Source organism: Candidatus Nanosynbacter sp. TM7-053, assembly GCF_022828375.1.
Taxonomy (GTDB): Bacteria; Patescibacteriota; Saccharimonadia; order Saccharimonadales; family Saccharimonadaceae; genus Nanosynbacter.
The window spans coordinates 1-12,370 of record NZ_JAJQJX010000002.1; the positions used below are offsets into that span (position 1 = coordinate 1).

At 42.5% G+C, this 12,370-nt stretch carries 13 protein-coding genes, 3 tRNA genes and 2 pseudogenes; 11 read left to right on the top strand and 7 right to left on the bottom strand.

The features are described 5' to 3' along the window. Nucleotides 1–194: 194 nt before the first annotated feature. Nucleotides 195–271, bottom strand: a tRNA-Met gene (locus tag LRM50_RS02900). 43 nt (nt 272–314) lie between these two features. Then, a complete protein-coding gene (locus LRM50_RS02905; protein WP_243809805.1) occupies nt 315–740 on the bottom strand; it encodes a hypothetical protein in 426 nt (141 codons plus the stop codon). Nucleotides 741–833: 93 nt separating this feature from the next. On the opposite strand from LRM50_RS02905, the gene LRM50_RS02910 reads away from it, so the two are divergent. Further along, nucleotides 834–1,334: a hypothetical protein gene (locus LRM50_RS02910; RefSeq protein WP_243809806.1), complete on the top strand. Its 501-nt coding sequence runs from the start codon at nt 834–836 to the stop codon at nt 1,332–1,334. 93 nt (nt 1,335–1,427) lie between these two features. Here LRM50_RS02910 and LRM50_RS02915 read toward each other — a convergent pair. The 4 genes from LRM50_RS02915 to LRM50_RS02930 form a co-directional block, all read right to left on the bottom strand. After that, nucleotides 1,428–1,503 (bottom strand) — tRNA-Ile (locus LRM50_RS02915). Nucleotides 1,504–1,533: 30 nt separating this feature from the next. Beyond that, nucleotides 1,534–2,904, bottom strand: coding sequence for a dihydrolipoyl dehydrogenase family protein (locus LRM50_RS02920; RefSeq protein ID WP_243809807.1), 1,371 nt, complete (start codon nt 2,902–2,904; stop codon nt 1,534–1,536). 8 nt (nt 2,905–2,912) lie between these two features. Next, a complete protein-coding gene (locus LRM50_RS02925; RefSeq protein ID WP_129631704.1) occupies nt 2,913–3,200 on the bottom strand; it encodes a hypothetical protein in 288 nt (95 codons plus the stop codon). After that, complete coding sequence (locus LRM50_RS02930) at nt 3,194–3,931, bottom strand: hypothetical protein (protein ID WP_243809808.1); 738 nt, start codon at nt 3,929–3,931, stop codon at nt 3,194–3,196. Before LRM50_RS02930 ends, LRM50_RS02925 begins: the two co-directional genes overlap by 7 nt. Before the next feature lie 139 nt (nt 3,932–4,070). On the opposite strand from LRM50_RS02930, the gene LRM50_RS02935 reads away from it, so the two are divergent. Beyond that, nucleotides 4,071–4,235, top strand: coding sequence for a hypothetical protein (locus tag LRM50_RS02935; protein WP_243809809.1), 165 nt, complete (start codon nt 4,071–4,073; stop codon nt 4,233–4,235). A 51-nt stretch (nt 4,236–4,286) separates the two neighbouring features. Here the strand turns inward: LRM50_RS02935 and LRM50_RS02940 are convergent. Then, a tRNA-Met gene (locus LRM50_RS02940) sits at nt 4,287–4,363 on the bottom strand. Nucleotides 4,364–4,437: 74 nt separating this feature from the next. Here LRM50_RS02940 and tilS point away from each other — a divergent pair. The 9 genes and pseudogenes from tilS to LRM50_RS02985 all read left to right on the top strand — a co-directional run bounded on the left by tilS (nt 4,438) and on the right by LRM50_RS02985 (nt 12,368). Further along, complete coding sequence (gene tilS / locus LRM50_RS02945; RefSeq protein WP_243809810.1) at nt 4,438–5,274, top strand: tRNA lysidine(34) synthetase TilS; 837 nt, start codon at nt 4,438–4,440, stop codon at nt 5,272–5,274. 28 nt (nt 5,275–5,302) lie between these two features. Further along, nucleotides 5,303–7,171 carry an ATP-dependent zinc metalloprotease FtsH gene (gene ftsH / locus LRM50_RS02950; protein WP_243809811.1) on the top strand — a complete coding sequence of 623 codons (1,869 nt, stop codon included), beginning with the start codon at nt 5,303–5,305 and terminating at the stop codon, nt 7,169–7,171. A 6-nt stretch (nt 7,172–7,177) separates the two neighbouring features. Further along, nucleotides 7,178–8,830: a murein biosynthesis integral membrane protein MurJ gene (murJ, locus tag LRM50_RS02955; protein ID WP_243809812.1), complete on the top strand. Its 1,653-nt coding sequence runs from the start codon at nt 7,178–7,180 to the stop codon at nt 8,828–8,830. Next, nucleotides 8,830–9,639: pseudogene (locus LRM50_RS02960) on the top strand (GTP-binding protein); the annotation flags it as partial. The gene murJ and the pseudogene LRM50_RS02960, both read left to right, overlap by 1 nt. Nucleotides 9,640–9,754: 115 nt before the next feature. Further along, nucleotides 9,755–9,931 (top strand): annotated as a pseudogene (locus LRM50_RS02965) (transposase); the annotation flags it as partial. Between the two features lie 46 nt (nt 9,932–9,977). After that, complete coding sequence (locus tag LRM50_RS02970; protein WP_061582780.1) at nt 9,978–10,241, top strand: SemiSWEET family transporter; 264 nt, start codon at nt 9,978–9,980, stop codon at nt 10,239–10,241. A gap of 217 nt (nt 10,242–10,458) precedes the next feature. After that, nucleotides 10,459–10,773 carry a dUTP diphosphatase gene (locus LRM50_RS02975; protein ID WP_129744686.1) on the top strand — a complete coding sequence of 105 codons (315 nt, stop codon included), beginning with the start codon at nt 10,459–10,461 and terminating at the stop codon, nt 10,771–10,773. Nucleotides 10,774–10,944: 171 nt separating this feature from the next. Next, the gene (locus tag LRM50_RS02980) at nt 10,945–11,907 is read left to right on the top strand and encodes an elongation factor 4 family protein (protein WP_129744684.1); all 963 of its coding nucleotides are present in this window, start codon (nt 10,945–10,947) and stop codon (nt 11,905–11,907) included. Nucleotides 11,908–11,909: 2 nt separating this feature from the next. Further along, entirely contained in the window at nt 11,910–12,368 is a 459-nt protein-coding gene (locus LRM50_RS02985) for a 5' nucleotidase, NT5C type (RefSeq protein ID WP_243809814.1), read from the top strand. The last annotated feature ends 2 nt before the right edge of the window (nt 12,369–12,370 follow it).

The following is a 12,370-nucleotide window of genomic DNA, read 5'->3' on the forward strand; positions in this document are numbered from 1 at the left end:
GAGCAACTACATATCCTTGCGTTGCTATGTCTTGGTGAATAGAATTTTATTAAAGCTGCTACAGTGTAAACAATTGCTAATTCCTGCTGGATTCTGGGTTGATGAAAACGAAAATGTTTACACTTCTGAAATCAGCGTACTTTACAGATTAGCTACAAACAAAAAAGACCTTCCAGAAGCTGAAAAGTCTTTCTTGGTGGCGGGGGTAGGATTTGAACCTACGACCTTTTGGTTATGAGCCAAACGAGCTACCAGGCTGCTCTACCCCGCGATACCTAGTTATAATATCAGTTTGGCGTAATAATTGCAATACTTTAGTGTTTATGACTATTGCCACCAAATAGAAAGTTCATCCATTGCTGGAAATTGCTATCCGTTCGCTTCGCACTCGACGCAAGTTTTTGGGCAGGCGTGGCGCTTTCAAAAGACTGGGTGATGAGCTGTTTTTCGCCAGGTAGACCTTTTCCTGTGCGCTGCCTGATAGTCAATTCTTGATATTCTTCGCTTTGATAATATTTCGATTCGTATTCCAGCAAGGCGACTTGCAATTTTTCTATTTCCACTTGCTGGCGTTTGTTGTCAATAGAACGTTGCAGTTCGTAATTTTTTTGCATTGATTCAATGGAACCCCAGGCCCAACTCATAGCAATTAAAATCGCAGCAGCAATAACGACATTATTTAGGGTTAAATAGTCGTGCTGTATTCTGTAAATCAATTGTTTGAGTTTTAATTTGTTCATTTTTGCAAATTTAATATCTACCACATAATATTGTAGCAGGAATAGTAAAAATATTCATCTTATGCTTAAAATAGACATGTTATAATATGGGCTATGAATGGAGGTGACGAAGCAATGAAAAACGATAATCAAACAGACAATCTTGCGGCAACACAGGAAAATAGTCAATCGTGGAGTGTAAGTAATAATCAAAATGGCGGCTTGAAATCGATTAGTCAGCCTATGGAAGATGGTATGTGGGGTACTTTTGCTACAAAGCATTCTTATTTGGGGAGAATTAAGCTTAAGTCGCGTAGTATATGGGCTGTTCTGTCTATGGTATGCTCCATGGTTCCTGTAATTCTCTGGGCTTATTGCTTTATAGCATCTGGCGGTGACACCCAAGAGAATGGTCGAGGTGCAGTTTGGGGGCTTATCTTTTTTTATTATTTTACAGTGGGCTTTCCTCTGTCGGGATTGTCTATAGTTTTTGGCGCGGCGGGGTTGAATACGAGACTAGATCGGTTAGCGCGCATAAGCCTATCTATCAAGATGTTGACTATATCTGCTGTAACTATATTAATATTATGGCTTATACTTAAGCCTCGTGTATAAAATCAGGCCGATAAATATATCGGGTACTATAATAATTTATGATTACAAATTTGCTATTAAAAAAATGGCGAAAACGCCAAGTTATATAGTTTGTGGTGGGGGCGGCTGGGATCGAACCAGCGACCAATCGGTTATGAGCCGACTGCTCTAACCCCTGAGCTACGCCCCCGTGAGACTTATTATAACGCATCAGGGGTAATTATAGAAGTTTTCCGGCGGCAATTCGCACGACTTCTGACCAAGAAGTAAAACAATGCGGAGTAGACGCTAGTTCTTCGCTGGTAATTTTATGTCGAACGGCCAGGGCTAGCTCGGCTGCTATATCGCTAGCGTGCGGTCCGACGATCGTTCCGCCCACGATAACTCGCTTCTTGCCAACTATCAATTTCACAAAACCTATTCGCTGGTCGGTAATGTTGCTGCGTACGGTAGTGGTGAGCGGAACAATTGCTATTTTTGCGCTTATTCCTTTTACCTTACAATCGTACTCATTCATTCCAATTTGAGCTATTTCTGGCTGAGTAAATGCAACTTGTAGGCGTGGGGAATCATTGAATTTAATCTTATTATTATGTAGCAAATTATGAGCCGCAATACGACTCTGCGCTAAAGCTATATGGGTTTGGACATTGGCGTCAGTTACATTTCCTGCAGCAAAAATATGTCGAGCGGAAGTTTGTAGGGAAGAATTAACCAAAATACCATTTTCGGTATATTTCACGCCGGCGTTTTCTAAGCCTAAATCTGTCGCAGGCAATTGTTGGTCGGCAATTAGAATCTCATCAACGCGTACAGATTTTTCTATTCGCCCTTGCAGAAAAGTGACGCGCTTTTGTATAGACGATTTTTGTATAGCGATAATCTTAGTGCGAGCTAAGATTGAAATATTGCGATTTTTTGCGTCATTCGTAACTAAAGCACTGACTTCTGGGTCAAATGTTGATAATATTCTGGACGATTTCTCTGCTACGTAAACTTTTGTTCCCAGGGTGGAGAAGATGTGCGCCAATTCCAGTGCCGTAGCTCCCGCGCCAACAATGAACATGGTTTTTGGTGGGCGCTTCAAGCTAAAAATAGTTTTTGGAGTGTGATAAGAAACGGCGCTTAACCCAGGTATTTCTGGAATTTGCCAATCAGATCCAGTTGCAATGAGAAATTTGCGAGCGGACAAGTGTCTTCGATTGACAGCTATTTCGTTCGGACTCAAGAAATGTGCGTTGCCAGCAAAAACACCAATGCCTTGCTTCTCGTAATAATAGCGATTACCACCAGCTCCAGTCCTCTTTACGACTTTGTCTTTCCAGGAGAGCAGAGAAGGGTAGTTATATCCAACAGAGTTAGTGCGCAATCCAAACTTAGCAGCATCTTTGGCTGTTTGATAAACGTTAAGAGCGTGAGTTAAAAATCCAGTTGGCACATCTCCCCAGTTTGGTGATTCCCCGCCGAATGTTGATTTTTCTACAACAGCAACTTTTTTTCCGGCGCTTGCTAATATGCTGGCTGCGGGCGAACCGCCAGCGCCACTACCAATTACGATATAGTCATAGTCAAAAGTTGGTTTTTGCGACATCAAATCTCCTAAATTATGGTTTTATAATTTTTATATAAATAAGCCGCGTCAGGATGTAGAGTTTTCATAATGCGTTGTGCTTGGCGGCGGATATCGGCAGAGGTTATTTCTGGGTGAGTTTCGCACCAATTCATAACGCCCAGAGTGACGGTTTTTGCGATGTCTTGAGCTTGACCTTCTGGCGTACGAACGCTTAGGCAGGTGGCAATTATGGAATTGTGGAGCTTGTCTGGACTGAACTCCTCTGGCGGTCGCTTTCCTTGCTTGATAACGTCAATTTGACCTGGCTTTACCATAAATTGCCTCCATAGCTAATGACGCCAATAACGCGGTCGACGAATAGAAATGCCGCCAAAATTAATAAGCTACCACCGCTGGCGAATTGCAAAAATCTCTTATGATCTTCCCGCCAACGCTGTAAATTAGAGATGCTGCGTCCGCTGCCGATTAAGACGATAACGACAAATAACGGCAGTGTGGACACGATGACGTAGACCGCTATGCTGATGATTTGCAAGAAGGGGTTTGGTAGGGTAATAATGGCCAGACTGGCGGCGATAATTGGCGCGATAATAAATATGATTTCTGCAATAACGCTAATTATTCCCAGGGCAAAGCTTTCTATGGAGTTTTTGGTTTTTTTGGTGCGCTTGTTTAAATATTCTGCAAAATTGCGTGGAAGCCATAATGAAGTTCCTGGTTGTCGTCGGAAGTAGAACGCCCAAATTGCGATTCCTAATCCAAACATCATCCCTGAAGAGACTGCGGCAACGAGTTGCTCTGCGCTGGTGACGTGGTGGATGAATAGTGATAAGAAATAGGAAATGGAGCTGATAAGTAACAAGGTAATCATTGCGACTCCAAGTACAAAACTGTTGCTCATACGAAAAATTTTTCTCTGGGCGGTTTTTTTGCCAATTGAATGTCCGCTAAGTAACGTTAAAACACTGACGCTAAGCTGAAAACTAGCGTGAATAATCGCTGCAAAAATTATGGTGGCCAGTGATGAGATTGTTACGGGGGTCATTTTTGTGTATAAATCCTTCCCTACCAGTGTACCACAAGCGGAATGAAAAGGTAAATAATGACCGAAAAAGGTATTGCTTTTTTGTCAAATTTATGATAGTATAAAGACAGTTAAATAATTAACACAAAAAGGAAAAAATATGGAAATCAACACCAGTGAATTAGCTGAATTTTTAGAAGTAACCCGAAAAAGGGATCTAGCAACGTGGGAGCGTCAGCGTAATTCATGGGAATTGGATAGCTTTGTGTCACGACGATTGGCGGCTTTGGACGGCGTTCAATCTGAAGAGCTTGAGCTAATTTAATTCAGTACCTATAAAAAATTCCCCGTCGTATTGACGAGGAAAGATAATTTCTGGTAGCACCGGGTGGACCCGAACCACCGACCTCAGGCTTATGAGTCCTGCGCTCTAACCAGCTGAGCTACGGTGCCACACTGCATTGATTGTAACAGATAGTATAAAATTTGCCAAATACGTTTTAGGTAAATTGTGAGATAATGGATATGTGAGATATATTATCGCAGTCAGTGGTGGGATTGATTCGGTAGTTTTGCTGGATTTGATGTCGCGAACGGAAAAAGATTTAGTGGTTGCTCATTTTGACCACGGAATTCGTGAGGATTCGGCGAGCGATGCTAGATTTGTCGAGGCTTTAGCTGATAGATATAAAATACAATTTGTTTGTCGGCGTGAAAAGCTGGGAGCTGATGCCAGTGAAGAATTGGCGCGCCAAAGGCGGTATGAATTTTTACGTGGCGTGGCGACGGATTTTGATGGCGTGATAGTGACGGCACATCATCGAGATGACATTATTGAAACTGTAGCGATGAATCTTAAGCGTGGCTCCAGATGGCGAGGCTTGGCGGGGATGAGTGATAGTCAAATAGTTAGGCCGATGAACGGTTGGACGAAGCAGAGAATTTATGAATATGCGATTCGTCAGAAATTGGAATGGTGTGAAGATGAGACAAATCAAAGTGACTTGTATCAGAGAAATAAATTTAGGCGTAAGATAAATCGTGAACTTGATGAATACCAGAAGCTTGGAATATATGAGGCGTGGCGAAAACAGAGAGAATTAAGAGGGAAAATTGAGCAGGAAATAGAGAAGTTTGATGGAGAAGTCCTGAGTCGGTATTTTTTGACGATGATAGATGATAATGTCGCACAAGAATTGCTATATTATTACGTTTTACGACATTATGATGTGTCGTTACTGGGTTCTCAATTGGAGCGTATGCTAATTGCTATAAAAACTGGAAAAGCTGGCTCTTGCTGGCAAGTTGGTGGCGGCATTGTGATGAAATTGACACTAAGAAGTGTTATAATAAAGAGAGTTTGATTAGTATAGGCGAAAGGATTAGTTGAGAATGGCTGTTAAGATGCCTCAAAGAAATGGAAAGAATAGAATAAGTCAAATTTTACGATTTGGATTGTTTTGGGCAATTATAATTTTTGTAGCGTTAATTTTTTACGCAACACTCTTCCCTGCGTCAAATCTTAAAGATGTTGCATTATCTGATGTAGTGCGTCGAGCAAATGACGGTAAAATTGCTCAATTGGAGATTCAAGGAAACGATATTAAGATTACTCCAAAAGATCAATCAAAACCTACCGAGCATTCAGTCAAGGAATCTAGTAGCATTTATGAGCAGGGCTTGAACAAGGATGCTAAGGTTGAGGTGAAGGTTATTCCACCATCCACAACCGGCGAAACCATGTGGAACCTGGCGGTTATGGTTGTACCTGTGCTGATTATCGTGGTGTTCTTCATGTTTATGATGCGCCAAGCTCAGGGTCAAAATAATCAAGCTATGGGATTTGGCAAGAGTAAGGCTCGCCTGTATGGACAAGATAAAGAAAAGGTTCTGTTTACGGATATCGCGGGAAATGATAACGCCAAGCAAGATCTTCAGGAAGTTGTTGATTTTCTTAAGCATCCGAAGAAATATAAAGATTTGGGCGCAAAGATTCCAAAAGGTGTATTGTTAGTCGGTAATCCAGGTACGGGTAAGACAATGCTAGCCCGAGCTGTTGCTGGTGAGGCTGGCGTGCCATTCTTCTCAATTTCTGGTTCTGAATTTGTGGAAATGTTTGTTGGTGTTGGCGCTAGTCGAGTGCGAGACCTATTCTCCAAGGCTAAGAAAAATGCTCCATGTATCATCTTCATTGATGAGATTGATGCCGTGGGTCGTAAGCGTGGCTCTGGTATGGGTGGCGGTCATGATGAACGCGAGCAAACTCTGAACCAGATTTTGGTGGAAATGGATGGCTTTGATGGCGAGACCAATGTTATTGTTTTGGCGGCAACCAACCGCGCGGATGTTTTGGATCCGGCTTTGCTTCGCCCTGGACGATTTGACCGACGTGTAACTATTACGCTTCCAGAGCGCAAAGATCGTGAGGCAATTCTGAAGGTTCACTTTAAGAAAAAGCCAACTGATGAAACTGTTGATCTTGATAAATTGGCGGCAAAAACTGCTGGCTCATCTGGTGCGGACTTGGCAAATATGGCCAATGAAGCTGCAATCATTGCCGCTCGTCGCAACAAGAAGAAGATCTCAAATGACGAATTAACTGAGGCGTTTGAGCGCGTAGCAATTGGTCCAGAGCGCAAGACTAAGATAATGAACGATCACGAGAAAGAGTTGACTGCTTATCACGAAGCTGGCCACGCAATTGTTGGTCACGTCTTGCCTGATTCCGACCCAGTCCACAAGGTTACGATTATTCCGCGCGGCGGTACTGGTGGAGTAACATGGTTCTTGCCGCCAGAAGATAAGAGCTACACGAACGTTTACGAGTTTAAAGATATTTTGGCTCGAGCAATGGGCGGACGAATCGCTGAGCAATTGATTTACGGCGATGACGGAATTACTACTGGAGCTGGTTCGGATTTGCGAAAAGCGACTGAAATTGCCCGCGATATGGTGATTGAGCAAGGAATGGGCAAGAGCTTGCGCGATCAAGTATTCCATGAGGATAACGGCGGCTTGATGTTCGATAAAATGACCAGAGAGCGTCCATATTCTGATGAAACTGCGAAGATGATTGATGAGGAAGTCGCGCAATTGATTACCGAAGCTAAACATCGTGCAATGTTGGTATTGAAAGAGAATCGTTCATTTCTTGACAAGCTGGCTGAAGCCTTACTGAAGGAAGAAACTCTGGAAGAATCTGAGGTTGACGAGATTCTTAAAGGCACTAAGTTACCAAAAGAAGCTAAACTGCATTCGTAAAATAATATGGGGCGCGTTCGTAGTACGGTTACGAAAATAAATCAGCGGCTTAATGTGAAATTGGCTGCTACGATTCTGGCGGGCTCGACGTTGTTGTCGAGCTTGTTGGGGTTTTTCCGTGATCGTCTGCTTAACTCCGCCTACATGCCAAGCGAAAATGGAGCATTGGCGGGATACCCGGTTGGACTAGATGCTTATACGGCAGCTTTCATGGTGCCAGATTTTATGTTTGCAGTGCTGGTTTCTGGTGCGCTTAGTGTGACGTTTATTCCAGTTTTTAATGAGCGCTGGGTCAAGGGCAATAAGCAGTCGTCTTGGCAAATTAGCTCGAGTATGATCAATTTTATGGCGCTAATAACCATGGCGGCGTCGGTGTTGATTATTATCTTTGCCGATCCGTTGATGAAGTATTTAATCGCGCCTGGTCTGAGTGAATCTGGTCATGCTTTGGCGGTTAGTATGATGCAGGTGATCGCGGTTAATCCGTTTATTTTTGCGGTTGCAGCGGTGATTGCTAGTATTCAGCAAGCGGTCGGGCGATTTATGTTCTGTGCGCTGGCGCCAATGCTGTATAACGTCGGTATTATTATCGGTACGGTGTGGTTTACTGGCGGCGTCAATTTATTCGGCTGGCAGATTTTCGATGGTGGCATTATGGGTGTGGCGTTAGGCGTGGTTTTGGGTTCATTCCTGCAATTGATCGTCAGTGCGGTTGGCTTGGCTGGGCTTGGATTTGATTACAATTTCAAAATTTATTGGCGAAATAAAGGATTTAGGAAAGTTTTATCTTTATTGCCAGCGCGTTCTGTCGATCAAGGAATGGATTATGTGGTTAGCTTGGTCGAGGTCAATTTGGCTTCGCGCTTGGCTGATGGAACGGTTAGGGCGTACCAACAGGCTTTGACTCTTCATATGATGCCGATCAATCTTATTGGTGTGGCGATTTCAAATGCTGCCTTTCCGCAATTAACTGAGCATTTGGGTGAAGGTCGAAATGACCTATTTCAAAAAGACCTGCGTTCCCTGCTGAGAATTATTTTTTGGATGGCACTTCCGGTGTCGGTGGTGATTTTCTTTACCAGGGGATACGTCGTGCATTTTATTCGCAATGGTGGCAATCAACTGATCGCGGGAATTTTGGGCTGTTTGGTTGTGGCAATTTTATTCCGAACTATTTACCACATGGCCGCGCGAGCATTTTACGCCCGCCAAGACACAAAAACTCCACTGTATATTTCAATTTTCTCGATTACTTTGAACATCATTTTAGCAATTGTTTTATCAATGGTCTTGAAAATGGGCGCGTATGGATTGGCTTGGGCTCAGTCAACAGTGGCGGTTTTGGAAGTGATTGTTCTTTTGGTGGTTATGAATCGTCAAATGCCAAAATTATTCGACATGACGTTTGTGCGAGCGATTTTTAAGATGATAATTGCGGGTACTATTACGGGTGTGGTTTGTTATATTGCCGTGCTAATTATGCCGTTTCGTTATCATGACGACAGCTTCTTTAGCGCTTTTCCGAAATTCGTTATCATTTCATTGGTCAGTTTTGGCACGTATGCCGCGGCTTCAAAGTGGCTAAAATTGCCAGAAATTGACCCGATTCTTGCGCGATTGAAAAAAGTGTTATTTGGACGATTGGAGTTTAAGGGCTAATGGAAAATATTCGGAATTTTTGTATTATTGCTCATATTGATCACGGCAAGTCTACGCTGGCCGATCGAATGATGGAGATGACTGGGACGGTGGAAAAGCGCGAGATGAAGTCGCAGTTGCTGGACTCAATGGATTTGGAGCGGGAAAAAGGCATTACTATTAAGTTGGCGCCGGTGCGAATGCGATATAAAAATGTCGATCTGAATTTGATTGACACTCCGGGGCACGTTGACTTTAGTTATGAAGTTTCGCGTAGTTTGCAGGCTTGCGAGGGCGCGATATTGGTGGTTGATGCTAGTCAAGGAATTCAGGCACAAACACTATCGAACGTTTACTTGGCGATGGAGCAGGATTTGACGATTATTCCGGTTTTGAATAAGGTTGATTTGCCGGCTGCTGATATACCGCGCGTATCCAGGCAAGTTATTAATTTGTTAGGCTGCGACGAGAGCGAGATTATTCATATTTCTGCTAAAACTGGTCAAAATGTAGACAAGGTTTTGGATGCGGTTGTTGATAAAATTCCAGCACCAACTGGCGAGGCTGATGATCCGACTAGGGCGTTGATTTTTGATAGTTATTATGACGATTATCGTGGCGTGATTTTATACGTGCGGGTGGTTGATGGGCGAATTAAAAAGGGTGAGTCTATCCGAATGATGGCGACTGGCGCAAATGGACTAGCTCTGGAAGTTGGTCATCTTAACCCAGCCATGCAGCCCGACCCTTCGCTTGAAACTGGCGAAATTGGCTATATTGTGACAAACCTGAAGACGACACGCGAGGCGCGGGTTGGTGATACGGTAACGCTGGGGAGATATTTTAATTAAGATTAAAAAGGGAAACCACGAATCTACAAACAATAAGCTTAACTGAATTTTTTTGGCGTTGGTTCGTAGTATTGACGCGTATGATTGCTGAAATCAGTTTCCTTACCAGATTTGGCATAGCATTTATTCGACAAAACTCATTAAGTCTCTTAATAAAGAAATCAAACGTCAAACGAAATAGAAGGTTCTTTTTCCTAACGAGGAGGCTCTGGAACGTTACTTAGTTACTTTGTTTGAAGACTCTACTAGAGTGTTTACACAAAATTATTGACAGCATCTTTTCCTTTATAATATAATAAAACCTCATGAGGTATTATATGTCTAAACAAAAAATTAATCGCTTTGTCGGATCTATTGGAGCTTTTATTGGGATCCTTGTCTTTATTGCATATATTCCACAAATTATCGCTAACCTACAAGGAGAAAAAGCTCAACCATTCCAACCACTATTCGCAGCAGTTTCTTGTTTAATTTGGGTAATCTATGGTTGGACAAAAGAACCTAAAAAAGACTGGATCCTCATCATTCCCAATGCAGCGGGAGTGATATTAGGCGGTTTAACTTTTATTACTTCTTTATAAAAGTTATATAAACAAAACCAGCAACTTCATAAAAAAGTTGCTGGTAGAGATTTTGGACTATCACAGGAAAAAATATTTAACCAAAGTGATATATTGTTTGATAAATCAGAGTATAATAGTAATTAAAAATAGGATTGGATAGCGAGCAGATTCTTGCTTCCTGCTATGTTTATATTCCATCAAGTGTAAGTTAATTAAGATTAAAGAAGGAAAAATCATGAATCCACAAACAATCAGCTTAACTGAATTACAAAAACACCTCGATCAAACATGTAAAGAAAAGGGATGGGATAAAAATTCTGTCACTGAAGTATTCTTATTGTTTACTGAGGAAGTTGGCGAGCTGGCAAAAGCAGTTCGTAAAGAGACGGGATTTAAGGGCGAGAAAAAACCTGATAACCATGATAATCTGCGCGAGGAGTTCGCGGACGTGTTGAACTATTTGATGGAATTGGCAAATCGGTTTGACGTCAATTTGGCGGAAGTATATTTTGAGAAGCATAAAATCAACCAGACACGGCAGTGGAAATAGTATATACTGTATTGAAAAGCGCAGATAAGATAATAAAATGCGCGAAATAAGTATTAGTTTGTTTGGCGTAAACAGTTGCGAGTAATTGTATGGAATAATAAGTAGGCGTGCAAGGAGCGATTTACTGTGCGTTTATATAAAAACATTGAGCTGATATAATAATACATAGTTATGACTGAAAAAATTACCGTCCAGCCACTTCCAGGTTATAAAGAAGTTAAGCCGTTTGTTTATGCGGGTTTTTTCCCGGTGTCCAATGAAGACTATAACGACCTGAAAGAAGCAATTGAAAAGTTGAGCCTCAGCGATTCGGCGCTGCAATTCGAGCCGGAAAATTCGCCGGTTTTGGGCTATGGTGTGCGAATCGGTTTTTTGGGATTGCTACATATGGACATTATTCGCGAGCGACTGGAGCGTGAATATAATTTGGATTTAATTGTGACTAATCCGAGTACTGATTATCAAGTTAGTCTGACGAATGGCGAGGAGTTGGATATTAAATCCGCCAGTGAATTGCCCGACCCAGCGCAAATAAAAGAGATTCGCGAGCCGTGGATTGACGGTGAAATTGTTGTGCCACAGGATTACATCGGCGCGGTGATTCAGTTGATCGTGAGCAAGCGTGGTCGCCAGAAAAACCTGAGTTACATCGACGAGCGGGCGCTGATTTCATTTGCGGCGCCACTCGCGAATTTGTTGACGGATTTTTATGACCAATTGAAATCTATCACCAGCGGCTACGGTTCGTTCAATTATGAGTTGGCGGATTATCAAGTGGAAGATTTGGTACGCGTCGATTTTTATGTGGCGGGCGAAATGGTTGATTCGTTGAGCGTGATGTGTCATCGGTCGGAATCGCAGCATTTGGGGCGTGAGATTGTTAAGAAACTGAAGGAAGTCGTGCCGCGTCAGAGTTTTGAGGTTTCATTGCAAGCGGCAATTGGCGGTAAATTTATTGCCAGGGAAAATATCGGCGCTTATCGAAAAGATGTTACGGGCTATCTTTACGGTGGCGATGTCAGTCGTAAAAAGAAGCTTCTCGCCAAGCAAGCGCGCGGTAAAAAACGAATGAAACGCTTTGGTAAAGTCGACATACCGAGCGAAGCGTTTATGGTGATGCTGAAAAGGGATTAACTATGAAAAAACCTATTGTTTATATTGATATGGATGGCGTTTTGGCGGATTTCAAATCTGCTTTAACGAAAATATCACCTGAGTTGATTGATGAGTTTGCTGGTCAGCACGATAATATTCCAGGAATTTTTTCTTTAATGGAACCCGTGCTTGGAGCTATCGAGGCGGTTTACGCCCTGAAAGACAAATACGATTTATACATTTTATCTTCTTCTCCGTGGGAAAATCCGACGGCTTTGGGTGATAAGTTGGCGTGGGTGAAAAAGTATTTTGGCGGCGAAGGTTCGGATAACGTTTTCTTCCGTAAGGTTATTTTTTCGTCAGTAAAGAATTTGAGCCGAGGCGATATTTTGATTGACGATCGGACGGCGAATGGCGCGGGCGAGTTTTCTGGTCGGCTTATTCGTTTTGGAAGTTCTGAATTTCCCAATTGGCAATCTGTACTTGATGAGTTATTATAGGT